Source organism: Exiguobacterium sp. KKBO11, assembly GCF_001644945.1.
GTDB lineage: Bacteria > Bacillota > Bacilli > Exiguobacteriales > Exiguobacteriaceae > Exiguobacterium_A > Exiguobacterium_A abrahamii.
Map to the genome: position 1 here is coordinate 551,094 of NZ_LUCU01000022.1, position 22,555 is coordinate 573,648.

Annotated in this window: 20 protein-coding genes and 2 tRNA genes; all 22 read right to left on the bottom strand. The window is 45.7% G+C overall.

Going from position 1 to position 22,555, the window contains the following annotated elements; genetic code table 11:
- Nucleotides 1–325 precede the first annotated feature (325 nt).
- Entirely contained in the window at nucleotides 326–2,251 is a 1,926-nt protein-coding gene (locus tag AYO36_RS09880; RefSeq protein ID WP_023467552.1) for an LTA synthase family protein, read from the bottom strand.
- 216 nt (nucleotides 2,252–2,467) lie between these two features.
- A complete protein-coding gene (locus tag AYO36_RS09885) occupies nucleotides 2,468–3,418 on the bottom strand; it encodes an ROK family glucokinase (RefSeq protein ID WP_064300294.1) in 951 nt (316 codons plus the stop codon).
- A gap of 83 nt (nucleotides 3,419–3,501) precedes the next feature.
- Nucleotides 3,502–3,705 carry a YqgQ family protein gene (locus AYO36_RS09890; protein ID WP_023467550.1) on the bottom strand — a complete coding sequence of 68 codons (204 nt, stop codon included), beginning with the start codon at nucleotides 3,703–3,705 and terminating at the stop codon, nucleotides 3,502–3,504.
- Nucleotides 3,689–4,726: a M42 family metallopeptidase gene (locus AYO36_RS09895; RefSeq protein ID WP_082874221.1), complete on the bottom strand. Its 1,038-nt coding sequence runs from the start codon at nucleotides 4,724–4,726 to the stop codon at nucleotides 3,689–3,691. The genes AYO36_RS09890 and AYO36_RS09895 overlap by 17 nt, the downstream gene beginning before the upstream one ends.
- 161 nt (nucleotides 4,727–4,887) lie before the next feature.
- On the bottom strand, nucleotides 4,888–5,397 hold the full coding sequence (locus AYO36_RS09900; RefSeq protein ID WP_023467548.1) for a GNAT family N-acetyltransferase: 510 nt from the start codon (nucleotides 5,395–5,397) through the stop codon (nucleotides 4,888–4,890).
- A gap of 257 nt (nucleotides 5,398–5,654) precedes the next feature.
- Nucleotides 5,655–6,611 (bottom strand): L-lactate dehydrogenase, encoded by a 957-nt coding sequence (locus AYO36_RS09905; RefSeq protein WP_023467547.1) that lies wholly within the window; start codon nucleotides 6,609–6,611, stop codon nucleotides 5,655–5,657.
- Nucleotides 6,612–6,776: 165 nt separating this feature from the next.
- Nucleotides 6,777–7,556, bottom strand: a complete 780-nt coding sequence (locus tag AYO36_RS09910; RefSeq protein WP_029341068.1) for a DUF92 domain-containing protein — start codon at nucleotides 7,554–7,556, stop codon at nucleotides 6,777–6,779.
- Nucleotides 7,550–8,095, bottom strand: a complete 546-nt coding sequence (locus AYO36_RS09915; protein ID WP_029341067.1) for a 5-formyltetrahydrofolate cyclo-ligase — start codon at nucleotides 8,093–8,095, stop codon at nucleotides 7,550–7,552. Before AYO36_RS09915 ends, AYO36_RS09910 begins: the two co-directional genes overlap by 7 nt.
- Nucleotides 8,096–8,152: 57 nt before the next feature.
- Entirely contained in the window at nucleotides 8,153–8,302 is a 150-nt protein-coding gene (gene rpmG, locus AYO36_RS09920; RefSeq protein WP_012369771.1) for a 50S ribosomal protein L33, read from the bottom strand.
- Nucleotides 8,303–8,406: 104 nt separating this feature from the next.
- Entirely contained in the window at nucleotides 8,407–10,590 is a 2,184-nt protein-coding gene (locus AYO36_RS09925) for a 1,4-alpha-glucan branching protein domain-containing protein (RefSeq protein ID WP_064300296.1), read from the bottom strand.
- Between the two features lie 32 nt (nucleotides 10,591–10,622).
- Nucleotides 10,623–11,348: a DUF4912 domain-containing protein gene (locus AYO36_RS09930; RefSeq protein WP_064300297.1), complete on the bottom strand. Its 726-nt coding sequence runs from the start codon at nucleotides 11,346–11,348 to the stop codon at nucleotides 10,623–10,625.
- A gap of 107 nt (nucleotides 11,349–11,455) precedes the next feature.
- Nucleotides 11,456–12,118 carry a phosphate signaling complex protein PhoU gene (gene phoU / locus AYO36_RS09935; protein ID WP_050678392.1) on the bottom strand — a complete coding sequence of 221 codons (663 nt, stop codon included), beginning with the start codon at nucleotides 12,116–12,118 and terminating at the stop codon, nucleotides 11,456–11,458.
- A gap of 18 nt (nucleotides 12,119–12,136) precedes the next feature.
- Nucleotides 12,137–12,913 (bottom strand): phosphate ABC transporter ATP-binding protein PstB, encoded by a 777-nt coding sequence (gene pstB / locus AYO36_RS09940; protein WP_053454494.1) that lies wholly within the window; start codon nucleotides 12,911–12,913, stop codon nucleotides 12,137–12,139.
- A 99-nt stretch (nucleotides 12,914–13,012) separates the two neighbouring features.
- Nucleotides 13,013–13,921, bottom strand: a complete 909-nt coding sequence (gene pstA, locus AYO36_RS09945) for a phosphate ABC transporter permease PstA (RefSeq protein ID WP_064300298.1) — start codon at nucleotides 13,919–13,921, stop codon at nucleotides 13,013–13,015.
- Nucleotide 13,922: 1 nt separating this feature from the next.
- A complete protein-coding gene (gene pstC / locus AYO36_RS09950; protein WP_047396437.1) occupies nucleotides 13,923–14,864 on the bottom strand; it encodes a phosphate ABC transporter permease subunit PstC in 942 nt (313 codons plus the stop codon).
- Between the two features lie 90 nt (nucleotides 14,865–14,954).
- Entirely contained in the window at nucleotides 14,955–15,899 is a 945-nt protein-coding gene (locus tag AYO36_RS09955; RefSeq protein ID WP_064300299.1) for a PstS family phosphate ABC transporter substrate-binding protein, read from the bottom strand.
- Nucleotides 15,900–16,124: 225 nt separating this feature from the next.
- Nucleotides 16,125–18,197, bottom strand: coding sequence for a peptidoglycan D,D-transpeptidase FtsI family protein (locus tag AYO36_RS09960; RefSeq protein WP_064300300.1), 2,073 nt, complete (start codon nucleotides 18,195–18,197; stop codon nucleotides 16,125–16,127).
- A gap of 135 nt (nucleotides 18,198–18,332) precedes the next feature.
- Entirely contained in the window at nucleotides 18,333–18,941 is a 609-nt protein-coding gene (locus tag AYO36_RS09965; protein ID WP_064300301.1) for a superoxide dismutase, read from the bottom strand.
- 93 nt (nucleotides 18,942–19,034) lie between these two features.
- The gene (locus tag AYO36_RS09970) at nucleotides 19,035–20,495 is read right to left on the bottom strand and encodes an alpha-amylase (RefSeq protein WP_064300302.1); all 1,461 of its coding nucleotides are present in this window, start codon (nucleotides 20,493–20,495) and stop codon (nucleotides 19,035–19,037) included.
- A gap of 116 nt (nucleotides 20,496–20,611) precedes the next feature.
- Nucleotides 20,612–20,685, bottom strand: a tRNA-Ile gene (locus AYO36_RS09975).
- An 11-nt stretch (nucleotides 20,686–20,696) separates the two neighbouring features.
- Nucleotides 20,697–20,770 (bottom strand) — tRNA-Met (locus AYO36_RS09980).
- Nucleotides 20,771–20,898: 128 nt separating this feature from the next.
- On the bottom strand, nucleotides 20,899–22,542 hold the full coding sequence (locus AYO36_RS09985; protein WP_064300303.1) for a Na/Pi cotransporter family protein: 1,644 nt from the start codon (nucleotides 22,540–22,542) through the stop codon (nucleotides 20,899–20,901).
- Nucleotides 22,543–22,555: the final 13 nt, after the last annotated feature.

Here is a 22,555-nt window from a genome sequence, read left to right on the forward strand (position 1 = left end):
GTATCTACAAAGATAAGGGAGGCAGATTGATGATCTGCCTCCCTTATCTCGTAATAAAAAGAATGACGCGTCACACGCCACTCCTACAGGAAAAAGCGCATTTATGCGCTGTCAGAGACGAACAAGACCCGCTTTCCTGCTTAAATGAAGCAGGAAAACTAGCTTGTGTCTCGCCTGAGAAAAGGGCGTGAAAAGATGCGTCATTTTTTTGGTGTCAGCCCTTTTGTCTAAAATCTGAAGAGAGATGCCTCGCGCATCTCTCTTTTTATTTGCCTTTCTACAAAAAAAAACGAATCCACTCGAAAGTAGATTCGTTTTCCTCATCTTATTTTGAAGTTTGAAGGAAACGGAGCAAGTCACCGTAGATGACTTTATCCGAAAGTCCTAACTCCTTCTCGGATTGTTTCGTAGATTGTTTACACATCTCCGCTAACTCTCCATCTTTTACTTCTTCACCTGTCTGACGATCATAACATGTTTCCTGCGTATAAACCGTTTTGTCTGTTATGACGGAACCATCGCGGAACAGCGCATAATCCTTGTGCTGCTTCGAGAAGAGATCGGTACCGAACAATACTTCATTCTTGAAGTCTTGTCCTAACAGATGTAGCAATGTCGGTTTAATGTCGATTTGGCTCGCGACGTCTTCATGTTTCACACCTTTCGTTTGACCCGGTAAATGGATCACGAATGGTACACGTTGCAATTGCGCGACATCATACGGTGTCAACTCATCTTTGTTCATGAGTTCTGCCATCGCAGCATTGTGGTTCGTCGAGATACCATAGTGGTCGCCATAGACCATGAAGATCGTGTCATCCCACGTACCATCTTTTTTCAGACCCTCGATGAATTTACCGAGTGCCATATCTTGATACGCTAGTGCCTGAACATAATGGTTCAACGTCGTAGAACTTGTCTCAAGCGGTGGTACGAGTTCATCTTCTGGTTTTGGCATCTCAAATGGATAGTGGTTCGTCAATGTGATGAACTTCGAATAGAACGGACGTGGTAAATCTTTCAACATCGGCAATGACTGTTCAAAGAATTTATCATCGAGCAAGCCCCACTCCGTCAAATCTGCTGGATCACCTAGGTCATAATCCGTCTCTGAGAAGAAACGATCGACGCCAAAGCTATTGTAGACGATGTCTCGGTTCCAGAACGATTTGTTGTTTGCATGGAAAACAGCTGAATAATAGCCGTCTTCTTTCAACATTTCAGGAGTTGCCCGGAATTCGTTTTCTCCGTTCGTAAAGAATGCTGCACCGCGTCCAAGTGGATAGATCGAGTTTTCGAGAATGAACTCAGCATCTGCCGTTTTCCCTTGTCCTGTGTTGTGATAGAAGTTATCCCATGAATGCGATTCCTTGATCAACTTATTCAGGTTCGGTGTAATCTCTTGTCCGTTTGGTGCTTTTAATCCAACTGCAAAGGATTGTGCCGACTCAAAGGAAACGACGATGACGTTCTTTCCTTTGTACTTTCCGAACATAGCTGGGTTCGGTTCGGCATGTTTTGAATCAATGAAGCTTTGAACTTCCGACAGTTCAGAACTGTCTGCGAGTGCTTTTTGCGCAGATGTCTTCGACTGAATGAGTGCGTCATACATATGGAAGTTAAATGTTCCGATGTTTTTAACGAGCAGTTCTCGGTCAAAGGCACGTGTGAGCAATTCTGGACGTTCTGTCTCAGCGAGCGTCAAGTTTCCAAGGAAAACGACAACTGCTGCAACGAATGCGAGAATCGCGCGTCCACGTGACGCAACGTTTTTTGACATGTCCATTTTCCGTAAGAAGAACGGTAAGATGATCAAGTCACCGACGATCAATAAATCGGACCAATTCAAGAGTGACCCGAGCGATGCAGAAACGGTCTCTGCATTCGATGTTTGGAACAATACCGGCAACGTCAGATAGTCATTAAAGAAGCGGAAGAAAATGATGTCCGCATATAAAATGAGTGTCGCGACGAACAATGTACCGTAGATGAACCATTTTTGAACATTTCCCCGGAAGAAGAAGCTGAACCCGAACATGAAGAGCGCTGAACTAATTGGGTTAATTAGTAGAATGAATGCTTGCGCAGAGTTTGTTACGGGAACGTTGAAGAAAAGTGTATACGCTAAATACGTTTTTAACCAAATCAATAAGGTCGCAATCCAAAAGAGCTTGTGCTCTTTATAGGTGCTGCGAACGCCTTGACCCATCTTTAGGCGCATTCGCGACCAGATGTTTGCGTCTTGCTGCATAAAAACCTGCCTCCTAATTTACATGTGCTTTCTGCTTTCAGTTCACACAACTTACATCATAATTTACATATACCCATATCACGTGAAAATTTTACGCTTAGTTTTACAAAAATGCAACTGGAATCCGGAAGATACTTAACAATCACATAATTACTGTACGTTTGTAAACAAAAAAAAGATTCGCCGAAGCGAACCTTTTACTGAAATTGAATATTATTATTTTTTGAGAAACATCTGCTTCGCAAGCCATGCACAGCCGATGACTCCGGCATCGTTTCCAAGCTCGGCAATCTTGAACGTCGTCGATCCGAAAACCCGTGGTAAAGCGAAGCGTTCGAACTGTTGACGGAGTGGTGCAAGCAATGTCTCGCCCGCTTTTGAGACACCACCACCGATGACGATGATTTCCGGGTTGATACTGTTTGCTAAGTTGGAGATGGCAAGACCGAGATGGAACGTCACTTCTTCTACGACTTCCGTTGCAATCCGATCGCCTTTCTCATACGCTTCGAATACGTCTTTCGCCGTCACTGCCTTGATATCGTTGAGTAATGTTTCCTTCCCTTTTCGCTTCTCAAGACCAAGACGGGCAATCCCTGTTGCTGACGCGATCGTCTCAAGACATCCTTTGCGACCACATCCACATAGGACGCCACCTTCAGGCAACATCGTAATATGACCGATTTCTCCAGCCATTCCGACTGTACCATGCACGATTTGTCCGTTTGTGATCAGACCACCACCGACACCCGTACCGAGTGTGACCGCAAGGAGTTCGGTTGCTCCACTACCGGCACCTTTCCACATCTCACCGATTGCCGCTGCGTTCGCATCATTTTCAATAACAGCCGGTAAACCCGTCAAACGCTCGAATTCACCGATGAGTTCAAAGTTATTCCAACCGATATTGACCGCTTTCTCAACGACACCTGTATTGAAATCAATGAATCCCGGCGCACCGATGCCTGCTCCGACGAAATCTTCTGGTCGTTTATTGCTCTCTTGACACTTCTCAAAGAAGGATTTTGCGATATCTCCAGGAATTTGTACGCCATCATTCAAAACGACCGTCTCGATTTCCCACTTTTCTACAATGATCCCTTGCAAATCCAAAATTGCCATCTTGACTGTCGTTCCGCCGATATCAATGCCGAGTAACCATTTCATTGCTTCGTCTCCCCTATACTCATATAATGTCTGCTTCCTCATTTTACCGGACATAACCCGTTTGCGCAAAGGGTTGCACGATCTTAAATGTTATCGGATTGTGAACGCTTTAATTCATGTCGCAAGATTAGTTTTGCTGAATCGTACTGTCGTTGTTCCAAAACGCCTGCTTCTTGTAATTCATCGAGTTCAAGCATCATCATCGCGATATCGGACGCCCGATCCCCAAGATAGATGAATGTCCCGTATGTCTTGAGTAATTGCTGTACATCATACAGTGTCTTCATCGACCATCGGCTCCTTTACATAGGCATGCAGCAAATCATATGTCGCTTGTAACGACGTCTCATGTGTACGTTCGTACGAATGACTCGATTCGATTCCCGGACCGAACAATCCGTGCCGGACGTCGTGGCCCGCACTTACTGCTGCTGAGGCATCCGAGCTATAGAACGGATAGATATCAACCTTATATGGAATACTATTACGTTGTGCTAAGCGCGTTAACTGGTGGCGTAAAGCCAAGTCATACGGACCTGAACCATCTTTCGCACAGATCGAGACCGTGAATTCATCCGAATGCTGACCGTCTCCTAGTGCCCCCATGTCGACCGCGATGTATTCTGCGACCTCGTCCGTGAATCCAGCATTCCCACCGAATCCAACTTCTTCGTAATTTGAAATCAGAATCTGGACCGTGTGTGGTAGTTCGATTGTTTTCCATTCCTTGATCAATTCAAGTAACAAAGCAACGGATGCTTTATCATCGAGATGGCGCGACTTCACGAATCCTGTTTCCGTATAGAGGAATCGCGGATCAAACGTTACGATGTCTCCTACTTCAATCCCCGCAACGCGCGTCTCTTCTGCCGTCGTCGAACGGATATCGAGTCGTACTTCGATATTATCAGCGGAGCGTTCCGTTTTGTTCGTCTCGCGCGACGTATGAACACTCGAATGATGAAACACGATCGTACCTGAAACCGTTTGACCGTCCATCTTATGAATGAGACAGTTCTCACCTTCGATCGCTGTCCAAGCATATCCCCCTAGTTGTGATAAACGAAGTCGTCCTGTTGGTAGAATCTCTTTCACCATCGCTCCTAGTGTGTCGACGTGTGCCGTCAGTAACCGCGTACGCGTTGAAGCACCAGGTAGTGTCGCTAAAATCGCTCCTTTTTCAAGCTTTCGATACGTGATCCCTTCTGCGATCAATCGCTTTTCTACATATGTAATCGCTTCTTTTGTCGAACCTGTTGGACTCGGAATCGAGACAAGCTCTTCAATCGTACGTATGACTTCTTTCATATTCATTCGCTCCCTTTCAATCGGACTACGACGTGACATCCGCTTTGTTCTCATGATAACAAATATTCATTCTTTGCCGATACTGATATCCTACGGATACCATGCAAAAAAGCCGTAGCACTTTTTTTGCTACAGCTTCTAATCTACATCCTCTGAAGAACTTAGACGTACTTCTTCATCCAAATATCATCACGATATGTGCCGTCTTCTAATTTTACGGAATCTGGATCTTCGGCATATACTTCAAAACCGAGCGACTCATAAAGATTTTGTGCGGCTTCGTTCCCTGATAAAACGGCAAGAATGACTTGCTCGACGTCCGGTAACTTTTTCGCTTCCTCGATTAAGGCTTCCATTAAAGCGCGACCAGTACCCCCGCGATATTCAGGTGATACGTATACTCCAGAAATCATCGCTTTATGCGATTCACGTGACAATTCATATGGTTTGACCTGACCAAACCCAAACAATGTATCACCGTCGAACATACCAAGCCAAACCTCATCGGAGTCGGGTTCTCCCTCAAGTCCTTCTTGTACTTCGCGGAGCGGGGTTTGCTGTTCATCATCAAACGAATGACCGAATGCATCTGGATGATTTTTTAATCCCTCAAGGCGTAGATTCCAGTATTGTTCTGCATCCTCTTTAGTTAGTTTTCGAAAAGTATACATGACTGTCGGTTCTCTCCTTTTTGGGTATCATGACGTACAAAAAAAATGACGTAAAAATGCTTCTATCTCTTACTTAACCCTTTTCTAGTAAAATAAAACCTAGATTTTTTTCTTTTTACTACCGGACGAATAGATGTGATTTTTTATGTATTCGTTCTCTACATCAAAAAAACTCAAGTGTGGACAATATGAAGCAAGTCCGACACTTGAGTTTTTTGCTACTTTATTTCGTAATACCTTCATCATGATGCGTACGCTTATCCTTGCAAGACGGGTTCAAGCGTCTGACGTAATACATCAGCAGAATGATGGAATTTCTTCAACTCTTCTTCCGTCAATGAGACTTCAATGATTTCACGCACACCTTGACGATTGATGATGGCGGGAACTCCAATATGGATACCGGAAATTCCGTACTGCCCATCGACATGCGCACCGACCGTCAATAGACAGTTCTCATTTCCGAGGATGGCACGAACGATCCGAACGAGTCCAAGCCCAATCGCATAGTAGGTTGCCCCTTTGCGCTCGATGATATGATAAGCAGCATCTCGGACGTTGATGTAGATTTGATCAAGATCTGCTTGAGAATAACGATCGTCTTCAGCAAGTAGTTCATCAATCGTTTTTCCATAAATGCGGCTGTTACTCCAGGCTGCGAATTCCGTGTCACCATGTTCGCCAAGAATATAGGCATGGGCATTTCGGGAATCAATGTGAAAGTATTCTCCGAGCATTTGACGCAGACGCGCTGTATCCAGCACCGTCCCTGATCCAAATACGCGGGATTTCGGAAGACCAGAATATTTCCAGGCAAGATGTGCCATGATATCAACCGGATTGGAAGCCACGACGATGATCCCATCAAAACCGGAATCCATGATTTGACGAATCATTTCTTTCATGATCAACGCATTCTTTGCGACAAGATCGAGTCTTGTCTCACCTGGTTTTTGTGGAGCGCCTGCCGTGATGACGACGACTTCCGCTTCGCGGCAGTCTGCGTAGTCGCCAGCCCATATTCGCATCGGTGAAGAGCTAAATGGTGTTCCATGGTTTAAGTCCATTGCCTCGCCCTCTGCTTTGGCTTTGTTGACATCAATGATGACAAGTTCTTCACAAAGTCCAGCTGTTGACATCTGATAGGCAAAGCTTGAACCGACTGCACCAGCTCCAATGAGGGCTACTCGTGTCACTTTCGCATGTAATTCCATATCGTTATGTCCACCCTTCCATTCGTCCTAAGAGTTTGTTAACTATCTCACAAGTAAATTGTAACATCTTTCACATTCTTTGTATCATGTGAAATTAATCACATTTGTCCATTTTGTGTCATTGATATCCTAACATAAGGAATTACATACTCACATAATTTCCAGTTACCAAAATCGAACGATGATAAACCCGATTCCGCTTGCCAAACCACTCGTTAAGACATTGACAGCATCATTCCCTAAAAATCGAATGCCTGAAACGTAAGCTGTCGGTTGACCATGGTGCTCTCGCTTTTCCGTGTATTCCCCACAAACCGTACATCGGTAAACGCGTTGCCCTACCGCTCCAAATAGTGTATCCAGTAGGCTCCCGAGTACACCGATGCTTGTTACGAGTAAGACGTGTCTTAAAGAAAGAGAAAATATCCAATGCGCTGCTACAGCGATGAACGCAGCTCCTGCGATCGTACCGATCGTTCCAATCAGCGACATCGCTCCACTCGTTCCTGCTGGTACCCGTCGTAACGTTTTGAGAGACCACGGATCACGTCTTGAGAGCGGTCCGATTTCAGATGCCCACGTATCAGCATTCGATGCTGCGATGACGAATAGAAATAACAAGAGATACGCAAAATCCATCGTCATGGCATACGCTAAGGCAGCAACGAACGCTACCCCTCCATTCGCAAGGACTTGCCATCCGTCACGCGCGCCGTCTTTCTCAACGATGGAGTCGACCGATTGTTTTCTAGATCGTCCGACCTTCGATAACAGACTCGAGCTACCAAAGAAGAGTAAGAGTACTACTAATCCTTGCCAACCGAATCCGAATGAGACACCACTACCGACGAGCAGGGTCATGATAGCACCACTTGTCGTCAATAAACGAAAAGATCGTCCGGTCCAAGCAAGCAATAGACAAAACAAAATGGTCGCGCTCAACATCGGATGACCTCTAATTCAGTGACGATCAAGTCAACGGGGATATCAAAGGCTTCCACTTCGAAATCTGGAAGAAGTTGTTCAGAAAAGGCAATCGATACTTTACATCCTGTATATGGCACGAGTGCACGATCGTAATAGCCTCCTCCCCATCCTAAACGATAGCCGTCCCGACGATAGGCGCGACCTGGAACGAGGCAAAGCTCTGCTTGATCAAGTGAGGCGCGACGCGCTGAAGCGATCGGTTCAGCAATCCCCATCTGATTTGCTTGCAGTTGATCTTCTGGTCCATGTTCATAAAAGACCATCTCGTCTCCGACTACTTTTGGTATCAAGACCGTCTTGCCCTCTTGCCACGCTTGTTCAATCAGCATTCTTGTATCACATTCATTTCGAAAAGCTAACGTGATCGCGACACAGGTCGCTTGTTGCCATTCGGGTAGTAACAAGACATGTTCGTGAATCAATCGTTCCTTTTCCGCACGGTTCTCCATCACATCTAGTCGTTCTTTGATCAGACGGCGTACTTCTTGTTTGTTCATAGTTGTCTTCCTTTCCACAAAAAAAGCCATCACACGAAGTGACGGCTTCCATCTCAATTATTTCACTTCACGGTGAAGTGTGTGCTTACGGAGACGTGGGTTGTATTTCTTCAACTCAAGACGCTCTGGGTTGTTACGCTTGTTCTTTTTAGTGATATAAGTACGGTCACCAGTTTCAGTGCAAGCTAATGTGATTTTAACGCGCATGGGATTCCCTCCTATCTAGCTCTCGATGTATCAAGTGATTTTGCTTTACATAAGGTTAAGCATACTCAAGTATCGTACCAAGAAAGGAAAGGAATTGCAACTGTTCATCCGTTCTTTTTCGGATTCGTCACGTGTTGATATGGTTTTTCAAGGTTCTCTTCAAAACGCAGCGGCTTCTTTTCGACGTGATACTCTTGTTCCACCCCATGACGTGACTCTTCTCGTTCTAGATAAACGACCGCTGATTGGCGCAACGCATCTCCTTCAAGTCGTTTTAAGGCAACGACCAGACCGCCTGAACGATCAGGTGAACGCTCACTTTCGACATCGTAGACGTTACTGACGAGTGGCAATTCTTTGATCTTAGCGATGGCTTGGGCAGCTGATGCAGTCTCCATGTTGAAGTTGTGGATGACTGCGAAATCAACGATCTTACTCAAGGCTTGCGCTTGACGTAAGAAGGCTAAGTTTAGTGCCGCCAATTGGTTATAGGTCTGAACGAGCGGTAGACCCGTCACTTGCACTCCGTAAACGTGAACACCTTCTTCAAATCGATACGCTTCCGGATGTTCCGTAACGACATAGACATTCTCACCAGCAGCAGCGAGCCGTCGAGCGAGCTCCGAAGCTGGCCGGTCTGACGCATCATATTGTCGGACGAACAATAAGATGGCGTCTGTATTCCAAGATTTCTCACGCTTCACTGCCACATAGTAATCATGTGCTGTCAAAAAGACATCTGGTTCAATATCTGAATCTTGAAGAAAAGGATATTCGCGATATCGATCATCCAACCATTCCACCGTCAGCTCCTCAGCATCCAGTCGACGCTCGGTTTCTTCAAAACGTAAGATGTGCTCACGGAAACGATTCGCAGCATATTGCGCTGTCGTCTGTCCATCGAGGATGAACGGCCAGTCGCTCGAGACAGCGAGGAGATATTCTCGAATGAGTTGACGCTTCGCTTTGACAGTCAACGTATCTTGATGACGATTTCGAGCTACGACACCTGCTAGTCTCTTCTCAAGCTGATGGAGATGACGAATCATCCAGTCATTGCGTTCGTTGATCCAGACTTCCGCGTAGCCTTTTCGTCCCCATGTTCCCATCGCGACGTGTGCCGTGTCGATGTCTTGGAAGTGACGCTCGAGGAAGATTGCCGGTGAAATCGACTCAATTCCTTGATCTTCTAAACGTTCCATCGCTTTACCGAGGAAGTCGGGACCTTCAAACCACCAGTGACCGAACAATTCGGCATCAAATGGTGCAGTGACAAGGAACGGTGGGAAGTCTTGTCCTTGATGCGCATCTAAATGTTCACCGAGTGCTTGTGCGAAGTCTGCTGCGTGCTCACTTGTCCGTTGCCATGCCCAATCACGGACGTAATAGTCTTTTTGATCCGTTTCTCCTGTTACGCGATGCAATTTCAATCCTGTATCATAACGTAAGCCCTCTGGGTGCATGAACTCAGCGATTTGATCCCACTCTCGATCGTACGCAAGGTCACGATAAAACTCGCGGTAATCCGGATGACCCGGGTATCCGATGACAGAGCTCCAAATCTTCCCGGAAATGATTTGATCACGCGGGAACAGTGCCACACCGTGCGGCGAATAGACAGGTGCTCCGATTCCGTGTTTCGGTGACGGATCCGCGTTTAAGATTGAATGTTCGTCAACGAATGTATAACGAATGCCCTCTTCATACAAAATACGATCAAGTCCGGGCGTATACGCACACTCTGGCATCCAAAGACCAGATGGACGGAATCCATAATGACGTTCGAAACAGTTCAATCCCGTCTGAATTTCAGAACGTGCCGCTTGTTCGGACAACATGTGCGGACTGAATCCGTGCGTCGCCGTACACGTAATCAAATCGAGATAACCTTGCTCCTTATAATGACGGAATGCGCGGTTCAAATCTTTTTCCCAGTGAAGGAACGTATTCAATAAATCTTGATAGCGGTCTTGATAGAATAGAAGTGCATCTCGTTCCTTTTGAGCAAGCTCTCGCTCTAGTTCCTGGCGAATCAAACGTAACGTATCCTCGATATGCTCGATATACCGTTCTTGAATCAATGGGTCGGCAAGCATCTCGATGACGGGTGGTGAAATGCTGACCGTCCAGCCGAGCGGACGTGATAAGCGATCGACCTCCCACAATAATGGGATGTAGGTTTCTGAAATCGCTTCATACATCCACCGTTCTTCTAGACGATGTGCCTCTTCATGACGGATATATGGTAAATGTGCATGTAAGACGAGTGAAAAATATCCTTTTCGCATAGCTTCTCTTCCTTTCCCTCTCTCTAATTCCATTACCGGACGCGATCGAAATAGGAATAAGGACGTAATACCTCGACCCATTCCGGTTGTTCGACCTCTCCGTATTGCCAATGATGCACGACTTCCGCGAACCGTCCATCCGTGACTGGTTCGTCACGTGGCGTTTCGACTGGTTTTGAACGTAGTACTGGAACAAAGTCCCCGTCGATCGTTTGAATGCCCCATTCGATGATGTATGTAGTATTCGGGGCGACTGGTCGAACGAACCAAGCATTCGTCATTTCTGGTAGCTCGAATTGATACGTCCGATTTGCCTGTCCTTGTTCATATTCAACAAGCGTGACATCAATAATGCGTAATTCTTTACGGAACGAATCAAACGTCGTGTGATAGTGCGTCTCTAGCAACTGTTTCGACAGTTCAGATAATTCCCAGTAGACGTACAACGCTGTCGGTGACTGAACGATGGCGTGGAGGATGTCATCCTCGTAATGTGTCGCCATTCCAAACGCGTCACGTTCTAGCGAAGGTACCACTTGCACAGACGGTACGACGTCTAATACCGGTGCAGTCGACTTTTTCGTCTGCTTGACCGTTTTTGATTTTACTTTCGGCGCTGCTACAGAAGGTTGTTCTGTTAACGATTTACGATATTTAGTCCAAGCATATTTGATTTTTCCTTCAGTCGTATCCAATTGAGCTGCGATTTGTTTTGTTGTCAGCCCTTGTTCCTTCATTTTAATGATTTGCTCAAGCATTCCCAATCACCTCTCTGTCATTATTCACTTCTTTCCTATTCTACAAACGTGTTTCGAATCCCTTTACAAAAAAAGTAGGCAGAGGAAATTCCTCCTGCCTACTTGATTCATCCGTTTAAATCATAATGTTTTCCTTTTTCGAGATAGATCAGATGCTCCCCGACGTTCGTCAAGTGATCACCCATCCGCTCGATGTAGCGGCAAATGTTCGTGAATTGCATGACTTCATCGACGACGATCGGCTGAAGTGACATATGACGCATGTACTGGCGAAGTGCCTTATATGTCGTCTCATCAATGACGTTATCGAGATCAGACAAGGCTTTTGCTTTCTCGACATCTCCGTCACGATAGGCGACGATCGCAGTTTCCGTCATATCCAGTAATGTCTCGAATGCTTCCTTCAACAAAGAGATATCGATGACATACGGGAATGTTTCGACACGAAGAACCGCTTTTGAGATATTCCCCGCGTAATCTGCAATCCGTTCGAGATCCGAAGAAATTTTCATCGCGGTGATGATTCGTCGTAAATCTGTCGCAACGGGTTGTTGCTTCGCGATTAATAAAATCGCATCATCGTTGATTTCAAGTTCAAGATCATCGAGTTCATTATCGTTTTCGATGACGCCACGCGCGATGTCTTGATCATATTTTTCGAGTGCTTCTGCCGTTGTTGCGATCTGTTGCATCGTCTTACGAGCCAGTAAAAAGACCTTTTGATCGAGTATTGCAAGATTTTCTCCAAAAATCGTACGGTTCGCTGCCATTCGTCTCGTCTCCCCTTCTTATCCGAATCGTCCTGAAATGTAATCTTCCGTCCGTTTGTCACTCGGATTTCCAAAGATCCGGTCTGTTTGATCGAACTCGACGACTTCACCATTCAAGAAGAACGCTGTTTTGTCCGAAACACGTGCAGCCTGTTGCATGTTGTGTGTCACGATGATGATCGAGTAGTCTGATTTCAACTCTTGGACAAGTTCTTCTACTTTTAATGTAGAAATCGGGTCAAGTGCCGATGTCGGCTCATCCATCAAGATGACATCTGGCTCGATTGCAAGACAACGCGCGATACAAAGACGTTGTTGCTGCCCACCAGAAAGACCATAGGCATTTTCGTTCAAACGATCTTTGACTTCATCCCAGATCGCCGCGCGGCGTAAACTGCGTTCGACGATCTCGTCGAGGATTTTTTTGTTTTTGACACCGTGGACACGGGGACCATAAGCGATGTTGTCATAAATTGATTTTGGGAATGGGTTCGGTTGCTGGAAGACCATTCCGACCGATGTCCGTAATTCTTCGACACCGTATTCTTTATCGAAGATATTACGTCCGTGATACTCGATAGCACCATTCGTCCGTACGATCGGAACGAGCTCGACCATTCGATTCAATGTTTTGATGAATGTCGATTTCCCGCAGCCAGACGGTCCAATGATTGCCGTGACTTCATTTTTCTTAATGTCGAGATTGACATCTTTCAACGCATGATCGTCACCGTACCATAAGTTTAAGTCTTTGACGTTATAGACGCTCTCGCGTGCTGCTACTGGTTGGTTCATACGCTCTGTCCCTTCTGTAACGACTGATTTCGTATTCAGCTTCGTATCCATCATCTGTCTTCCTCCTTAAAAGAAATCCCTTCTATCTATCTCGTTCGATTAGTAGCGTTTTGAGAATCGGTTCCGAATCCAGATTGCAAGTGAATTCATCGTCAAGAGGATGACCATTAAGACGATGATTCCTGCCGCTGCAAGTCCTTGGAAGTCCGCTTGTGGACGACTTGTCCAGTTGTAGATTTGAATCGGTAATGCTGTGAACTCTGAGAAAATACTTTCTGGCGCACGAGCAATGAAAATCGCAGCTCCGACCATGATGAGTGGTGCTGTCTCACCAATCGCTCGAGATACAGCCAAGATGATCCCAGTGATGACACCCGGTAGTGACGCCGGAAGAACGACTTTGAACGTCGTTTGCCATTTCGAAGCACCGAGTGCAAGTGATGCATGACGCATCGCTTGTGGAACGGCACGGATTGCCTCTTGAGACGAGACGATGACGACCGGAAGACTCATCAACGCGAGTGTCAATGCTCCTGCAATCAATGTTGAACCGAAGCCCATGTTACGTACGAAGAACGTCAAACCAAGTAAACCGAAGACGATTGACGGAACACCAGCAAGGTTTGAGATGTTGACTTCGATGAATGAAGTCATCCGACTCTTCTTCGCGTACTCTTCTAGATAAATCGCTGCCCCGACACCAATGATGAAAATCATCGGGATGATGAGGAGCATCAAGAAGATGGAGCCCATTAACGCCGGATAAATCCCGGCACGTTCCGAACGGCGTGATGGTGCATTTTGTAGAAACTCAAGTGATAACCATGATGCACCGTCACGGATGACGCCGAACAAGAGAATACCTAAGACGACGAGACCGAAGAACAGTCCAGCAAGGAAAATGACTTTTGTGACGTTGTTGACGACGAGTCGCTGGCTAATGGATTTCTTCACCGCGACCGGATCAATGAATTTCTCTGAGACAGGTTGCTTTTCTGGTAAGGCCATCTTAGTACTCCTCTCTGAAGCGGCGTGTGATCCAGTTCGCAAGTAAGTTCATCACTAATGTGAAGACGAACAAGAGTGTACCAACCGCATAGATACTGTAATATTCGACAGTTCCAAATCCAGCATCACCTAAGGCGACCTGAACGATATACGCTGTCATCGTTTGGACTGGCTCGAGTGGATCGATCGCAGCTGTCGGATTCGAACCACCAGCGATCGTTACGATCATCGTCTCACCGATTGCCCGTGACATACCGAGTACGATCGATGCAATGATCCCTGATAAGGCAGCTGGAACGACGACTTTCAATGCAACTTCAAGACGTGTCGAACCGAGTGCAAGCGCACCATCGCGAATTTTTTTCGGAACGGAGCTCATCGCATCCTCAGAAATCGAAGCGATCATCGGAATGATCATGATCCCGACGACGATCCCCGGACTGAGCGCATTGTAAATTTGAATACCTGGAATCAATTTTACGAGTAATGGTGTAACGAACGTCAACGCGAAGAATCCGAAGACGATTGTTGGAACACCTGCTAACACTTCAAGAATTGGTTTTAAGATACGGCGTGCGCGGTCTGACGCGTACTCACTTAAATAAATCGCTGATGTGAGACCGATCGGCACGGCAACTAGCATCGCAATCACGGTAATCTCAAGCGTACCGACGACAAGTGGCCAAATTCCATACTCTGGTTGTGAGTTGAGTGGATACCAGCTCGTACTGCCGAAGAATTCCTTGAACGGAACGACTTCGAAGAAGTGTTCTGTTTCAATGACTAACGTGAGAATGATGCCGATGGTCGTAACGACCGAGACGAACGCACAAAGGAATAAAACGATCGGCATGACGCGTTCCATGACGTTTTTCATACTATATTTTTGCTGTCGGTTCTGTTGAATCAGCTCGCGAACCGATTTATTTTGTGTTGAACTCATCCTTCTTCACTCCCTACTCCTTCTTGACATGAGAACGGGACCCAACCGGTACAGACTTCCCCGGTTGGGCCATCCTCATGACTCGATGATTTATTTCATTGCGTCTTCAATTGCTTTTGCGTTTTCATCGTAACGATCTTGCGGCATTTTGATGTATCCGACTTCTTCAGCAAGATCACCAGCGTTTTCGTTCGTGAACTGAACGAAATCAGCGACTTGTTTTTTGTCTTTCATTGATTTGTTATTGATGTACGTGTAGATTTCACGTGACAGTGGATAAGAAAGATCTTTGATCGTTTCTGGTGTTGGATCGACTGCATCTTTTCCTTCCGCAGCAAGTGGTACTTCCTTCAACTTATCTTTGTTCTCTGCGTAGTACGCATATCCGAAGTATCCGATTGCGCCTTTCGTTCCTTCAACACCTTTGACGAGAACGTTATCGTCTTCTGATAATTGAACATCTTTACGCATATCTTTTTTCTCAAGTACTTCCTCAGAGAAGAAGTCGAATGTTCCTGAGTCTTTACCTGGGCTGAAGAATTTCAATGGTTCAGCCGGATAAGAAGAATCGACATCTTTCCAAGTCTTGATGTTCGGATCGAGCCAGATTTTCTCGAGTTGCTCCATTGAGAGTTCTTTTACCCATGTATTTTCTTTGCTGACTGCGACAGTCAAACCGTCATATGCGAGTGCCATTTTTGTGAATTCAATGTTGTTCTTTTTCGCTTCAGCTGCTTCTTCTTCTTTAATTTCACGCGACGCGTTCGAAAGATCTGTTTCACCAACGACGAAGCGTTTGAATCCGCCACCTGTACCAGAGACACCGACTGTGACATCTACGTCAGGTTGTTCCATCGAATATTCTTCACCGACAGCTTCCATGATCGGGAAGACAGTAGAAGAACCGTCGATTGCGATTTTTCCTTTTAAATCAGATGAACTAGCAGAACCGCCTTTATCGTTACCACATGCTGCCCCCACTACTGCGATTGATGCTACCGTTGTGATGAGTGCTGTTTTTTTCATCCAAGACATGATTAATTTTCCTCCTCGAAAGTATGTCGCTGACGATGCTACGACTTTTTATCCGTTTTCCTTACAAGACTTATACTACGGATGAACTATTAAAACGAAATGAATCCAACGTAAAAGAATTGTAAAGGCGTGTTTTTTAGTGTTTACAATTCGAAATCCATTAGAAAAAAAGGTCAATGCAAACAAAAAAACGAGAGTGATTGCTCACTCTCGCTTAGTTTCTAGTTAATTTGGCTTAGTTTGCCACGGGATATCTTTGACATTAAAGTACGCTTTGACAAGATCGTGACCGATTTTCGAGTTGACGGTTTCTTGTTCCATATAAGGAAGGAACACGGCCCATGCCATCTCTGGATTATCGTACGGCGCCCAACCAACGAGGTTCGAGTTCAATGAACGAACCGGTTGACCACTTCCGTCACGCAAGGCGATTCCATCGTCACCATAGACACTGACCTGCGCTGTACCTGTTTTCGCAGCTGCATCAATACCGGTTTGCGCGATGACTTTCGCTGTACCACGCTCTCCCTTGACGACACGATGCAATCCTTCTCGGACATGATCAATGTTATCTTGACTGACTTCAATCCGATTCAGGTAATTCGTCTTGAAGCTATAATCAACTTGTTTCGTTCCTTTTTCAATCGAATTCGACGCGAGAACTTCTTTTAAGAAATGCGGCTGAACACGATAGCCACCGTTGGCAAGTGTTGAAATATACTGTGCGACTTGTAGCGGTGTAAACGCATCATACTGTCCGATGACTCGGTCCATGAGTAACGTGACACGGTCAGGTGTCCCTTGAACCCCTTTTGCTTCATAAGGCAAATCGATTCCTGTCGTCACACCTAGTCCGAATTGACTGTAATAGTTTTGCATGATTGCCGCTGCGGCATCAACGCTCGCACCCGCAATCCCGTTGCTCGGATACTTCGCCATCCGCATCGCAATGTTGAACATATACACGTTTGATGAACGCTCAAGTGCTGTCAAATCCGTGATTGCTCCCATGTTGACGTACGATGCTTTTTTCGTACCCCCGATTGTGATCGGCGCATCATTGATGACTTCGTTTTGACGAATGACACCTTCCTCGAGTCCCATCGCAACCGTTGCGCCTTTGATCGTCGAACCGATTTGAAGCGACGTCAACACGTTATTGATTGCGACATCCGAGAACTTACCGGTTGCTGGATCCAACTTTTGACCAGACATCGCAAGAATCTCACCAGTCTGTGGGTTCATGACGACGGCGTAACCTTCTTTTAGATAACGACTCCCCATGCCACGACCCATTTTAATGGCTTGTTGCATGATTTGGTCGACTTGTTTATTGTATTCCGCATCCACGGTCAGAACGAGATCTTTACCGGACTCACCTTCCTCACGTTTTGGATCACCGACCGGCTCCCCATTGAACGTCTCATACACATCGTACGCGGGTTTCCCGCGCAGAAGATCTTCATACTGTTGTTCAAGGAATGATGTTCCGACACGGTCATTCAAGCTGTAACCTTTTGCTTTGAACTCCGCTTGTTGTTCTGCTGGAATCTTCGAATACTTCCCGAAGATGTTCCGAAGTGTTCCTTCATATGGATAAGAACGCTCGTAGAACGGTTCCACCGATACACCTTTTAAATCTTCTAGATTTTCATCGATGATCGCCATCTCTTTTGCGGAAGCACCGAGTTTGACGAGTTGTGGATCAAGTGCGTATCCGACTTCCATGTTGTGTTTGATCGCAATGACTTCCATCGTTTGGTCGTCATAATCGATATCGTCTTTCGTAATCGCATCTAATCGGATTTGATCCTGTTCTGCGATTGATAGTTTACTTTGTGCTTCTGCTGAAGGATATTTCTGTTTGACGGCTTCTTGATAACGACGATCGGACTCTTCCGTGTTCGTCGCAATCCAGAAGTCCTTAATATCACGTTCTGTGACTTTCCAATCTTTTTTAGGTAGATCAATGATTGCCGCAAGACGCTGTGCAATCTCAATGCGTTCATCGACTTTCGTCGTTTGTGCGCGACGGTAGACGATGGAGTATTTAGAAATCGTATCAACCAAAAGACGACCATCCCGGTCATAAATCTTTCCGCGTGGCACTTCATATTTTGATGCGATCATTTCTGTTTTTTGAACTTCCCGCGAAATTTTCTCACCATTGACGATTTGCACAACTCCTAAACGGAAAATCAAAATCGCAAACAATAAAAAAACGACGAAGAACATTAAATTCAGACGAAGCGGCAGATGATTACGCCGTCTTCCTCGTACGGTGATTCGTTTAGCCATGGCGTACTCCCCTATCGTTCAAAAGTCATCTTGTTTCATTATATAGAAGGAAACTTTCCATAACAACCTATCCCATCATTTTCCGCATTAAAAAAAGCGTATCGTTCACAATTGAACGATACGCTCGTTTTCATATTACTTCGCGTCAGCGTAAAGCTTCGCTACGTGATCCCAATCAACGACGTTGAAGAACGCATTGATGTAATCAGGACGACGGTTTTGATAGTTGAGATAGTATGCATGTTCCCAAACATCAAGACCGAGGATTGGTGTTTTGCCTTCCATGACTGGTGTATCTTGGTTTGGTGTCGAAACGACTGCCAATTTTCCACCGTCAACGATTAACCAAGCCCAACCTGAACCAAAACGAGTTGTTGCTGCTTTCGCGAATGCATCTTTGAATGCATCGAATGATCCGAATGCTTCGTCGATTGCTGTCGCGAGTTCCCCTGTTGGAGCAGCACCGTCGTTCTTCTTCAACAGTTTCCAGAAGAATGAGTGGTTCCAGTGACCGCCACCGTTGTTACGGACTGCAGTTTGAATGTTTGCTGGGAGAGCATCCAAGTTTTGAAGAAGTTCTTCAAGTGACTTTCCTTCATGTTCTGTACCCTCAAGCGCCGCATTCACGTTCGTGACATACGTGTTGTGGTGTTTCGTGTGGTGAATCTCCATCGTACGAGCATCGATATGTGGCTCAAGCGCATCATAAGCGTAGCCGAGTTCTGGTAATTCAAATTTTGACATGTTCATGTCCCCCTTTGTGCTATTTTCGAAAACTTCAATACCCTTTAAGACTAGCAAAAGAACCTGTGTTGACGCAAGTCAAGACCCTCGGATTTACTCGACTTCTCGCGGAGCAAAAACTGAGACACCACCACCTGGAACCGGGAAGACACCAAATCCTTCATCGTCGATCACGACAGGGTGATCTTGATGGTTCGTATAGTCGAACCATTCTTGTCCCGCACGCTCAACACCTACGAACATCCGTTTTTCACACATATCGGCATTCGACAATAAGACCGCGCAGCCGGAGTTCTCGATTTCTTCAACACCTCGACGAACCCAACCGACACAATGAGGATCATCGAGATAATCTTCTTGCTCACCATACGCTTTGTGATACCGTGCATAGAGTAAAGCATCAATCATTTCTTTTTTTCCTTCTACCGGATGTGGTCCTTGCACTCCATAATAGTCACCGTAGAAGACACACGGGTAACCGTCTTTACGAAGTAAAATCGCCGCGTAAGCGTGTTGTTTGAACCAGTCATCCACCCACGACTCAAGTGATTCCCCCGGTTGAGAATCGTGATTGTCGACGAACGTGACGGCATTCGTCGGGTGTGATTCGACAAGGGTATCCGCAAACAACGTCGTCATATCAAAGTCCTGTCCCTGCTTCGAAGCTTCATGGAACTTGTAATGAAGCGGAACATCGAACAAATCGATCGTATAGTCGACGCTATCAAGGAAATGACGACAATCATCGAGATCTGATTTCCAGAACTCACCGACCATATAGAAGTCACCTTCACTTTTTTCAATCATCGATTTTGCGAATTCATGAACGAATTCATAATTGATATGTTTGATGGCGTCGAGTCGGAAACCTTGGCAATCAATTGTTTCTTGGAACCAATGTCCCCAGCGGATCATTTCTTCGCGGACTTCCGGATGATTATAATCGATGTTCGCGAACATCAAATAGTCATAGTTGCCGAATTCATCATCGACTTGATCATTCCAATCTTTATTTTTACCGGAAATTTTAAAGACACCCGTCTTTTCTTCACGGGCATCAAAATCCGTTCCATTGAAAAATTCATGTGTCCAGATGAAATCTGAATATTTTCCGTTACGTCCTGGGAATGTAAACTTCGTCCAGGCTTCGATTTCAAACTCTTCTGAAATTTCTTTCGAACGATCTTCCGGATGGACTTCGACGACATTGATCGTCTCAAGTTCATCAGCTGCTGCTTTATGGTTCATGACGACATCAGCGTAAACAGCGATATCGTTCTCACGAGCAACCTGGATTGCTTCGACGAGTTCATCTTTCGTACCGTATTTCGTACGGACCGTTCCTTTTTGATCAAATTCGCCTAAATCATAGACGTCATAGATGCCATATCCTGTATCCTCATCTGATTGACCTTTTGACGCCGGTGGAATCCACACGGACGTGATGCCGGCAGCACGTAATTCAGGCGCCCGCTCTTTCAAGCGTTGCCAGTGCTTCCCATCATTCTCTACATGCCACTCAAAAAACTGCATCATCGTATGGTTACGTTCCATCTCTCTTCGCTCTCCCTTAGTTACTATAGTATGAATATTATTACAATATCTTTACTATTCCCCGGGGGAACAAAAATAAACGCTTCCCGTTTTTCAACGAGAAGCGTTCTACTGAATGGACCCTGCAGGGCTCGAACCTGCGACCGGACGGTTATGAGCCGTCAGCTCTAACCAGCTGAGCTAAGGGTCCTTAAGTAATAGTAGCGGCGGAGGGAGTCGAACCCACGACCTCACGGGTATGAACCGTACGCTCTAGCCAGCTGAGCTACACCGCCATGATGTATGTTTCTTACTCTTACTAGATTACGAGATGTGGCGAAACTTGTCAATATGCTATTTCAAAAAAATAAACAGCTGATTTCATATTTTTGAAATCAGCTGTTATAAGAAAATCGTATTTCACTTAGTTCGTTAAAGCCGTCCGCTGTTCAAGGACGAGATCCGTGATGTTGACAGCGTGATCGCCAATTCGTTCGAGGTTCGACAAGAGATCGACGAAAATCATTCCTGCTTGTCCCGTACATTCGCCAGCGTTAACACGAAGGACATGATGCTTCCGGAATGAACGTTCGAGTGCATCAAGTTTGCCTTCGAGTTCCAGAACCTTACGAGCTCGTGTGACATCATCCTCTTCGACAGCGCGAACAGCACAATCGACGATTTCTTGCGTTAAGGCGTACATGTCATCAAGCTCTTGCTTCGCAGCTGATGTGAACTGAATTCGGTTGACGATTTGGAAATCGACCAATTCAACGATGTTTTCGACGTGGTCACCGATTCGTTCAAAATCATTGACGGCATGCATCAATAACGAATGATCATTTGATTCTCGTTCTGATAAATCATGTGCCGCTACTTTGACAAGGTAATTCGTGACTTCTGTGTTCAAGTGGTTGATTGCATATTCAATCTGCTCTGATTCTGAAACATCTTTCTTATCATGCGATTGCGTGTAACGGTGCGCTTTTGCAAGGGCGTCTTTCGAGAATTCTCCCATTCGCAATACTTCGAGTTTTGCATGATTTAATGCAAGTGCCGAAGATTGGTTCAAGATGTTCTGATCGAGATGACGCGGTTTCGAATCAATCGTCGTATCCGTACCCGGTACGATTTTTTGTACAAGCCATGCGATTTGTGCGATGAACCAACATTGAATCAACGTATTGACGACGTTGAATGTTCCGTGTGCAAAGGCAATTTGCATTTTCGGACCTAAATCAAGCGTTCCTGTGATCCACGTAATGAAGCTTGAGAAAATTGGTAATGCAATCAGGAACAATACTGTTCCGATGATGTTGAAAATGACGTGTGCTGCTGCTGTACGTCTTGCTGCAATCGACGCACCAAGTGCTGCAAGTACTGCTGTGATCGTCGTTCCGATGTTATCGCCGAACAAGACCGGAAGTGCCGCTTTGATATCGATCATGCCGCCAGCGTACAACTCTTGTAAGATGCCGATCGTTGCTGACGACGACTGGACAAGAACAGTAAAGATCGTTCCGACGAATACACCAAGCAATGGGTTATCCGACATCGATACCGTCAACTCACGGAACCAGACACTTGACTCGAGTGGAGCCATTCCGTCGCCCATCAATGTCAAACCATAGAACAATGCACCGAAGCCGAAGAAAATCTGTCCGATGTATTGAATCCGTTCTTTTTTAAAGAAGAAAATCAAGAAGGCTCCGAGCGCAATTGCCGGAAGCGCAGCTTCCTTGACGTTAAAGCCAATGATGAAGGCGGTAATCGTTGTTCCGATGTTTGCCCCCATGACGACTCCGATCGCTTGTCGTAAATTCATCAGACCCGCACTAACGAGTCCGACGACGATGACGGTCGTTCCTGACGAAGACTGAATCAGGACGGTTACGACGATACCCGCTAGGATACCTAGTAGTGGATTTGTCGTATATTTATCGAGGATATAACGTAATCGGTCTCCGGCTGTTTTTTGGAGCCCATCTCCCATATACTTAATACCGAATAGGAAAATCCCGAGTCCACCGATGAAGGTGAAAATCATTTCCTGCAAATCATAGTTCATCTTGCCAGCTCCT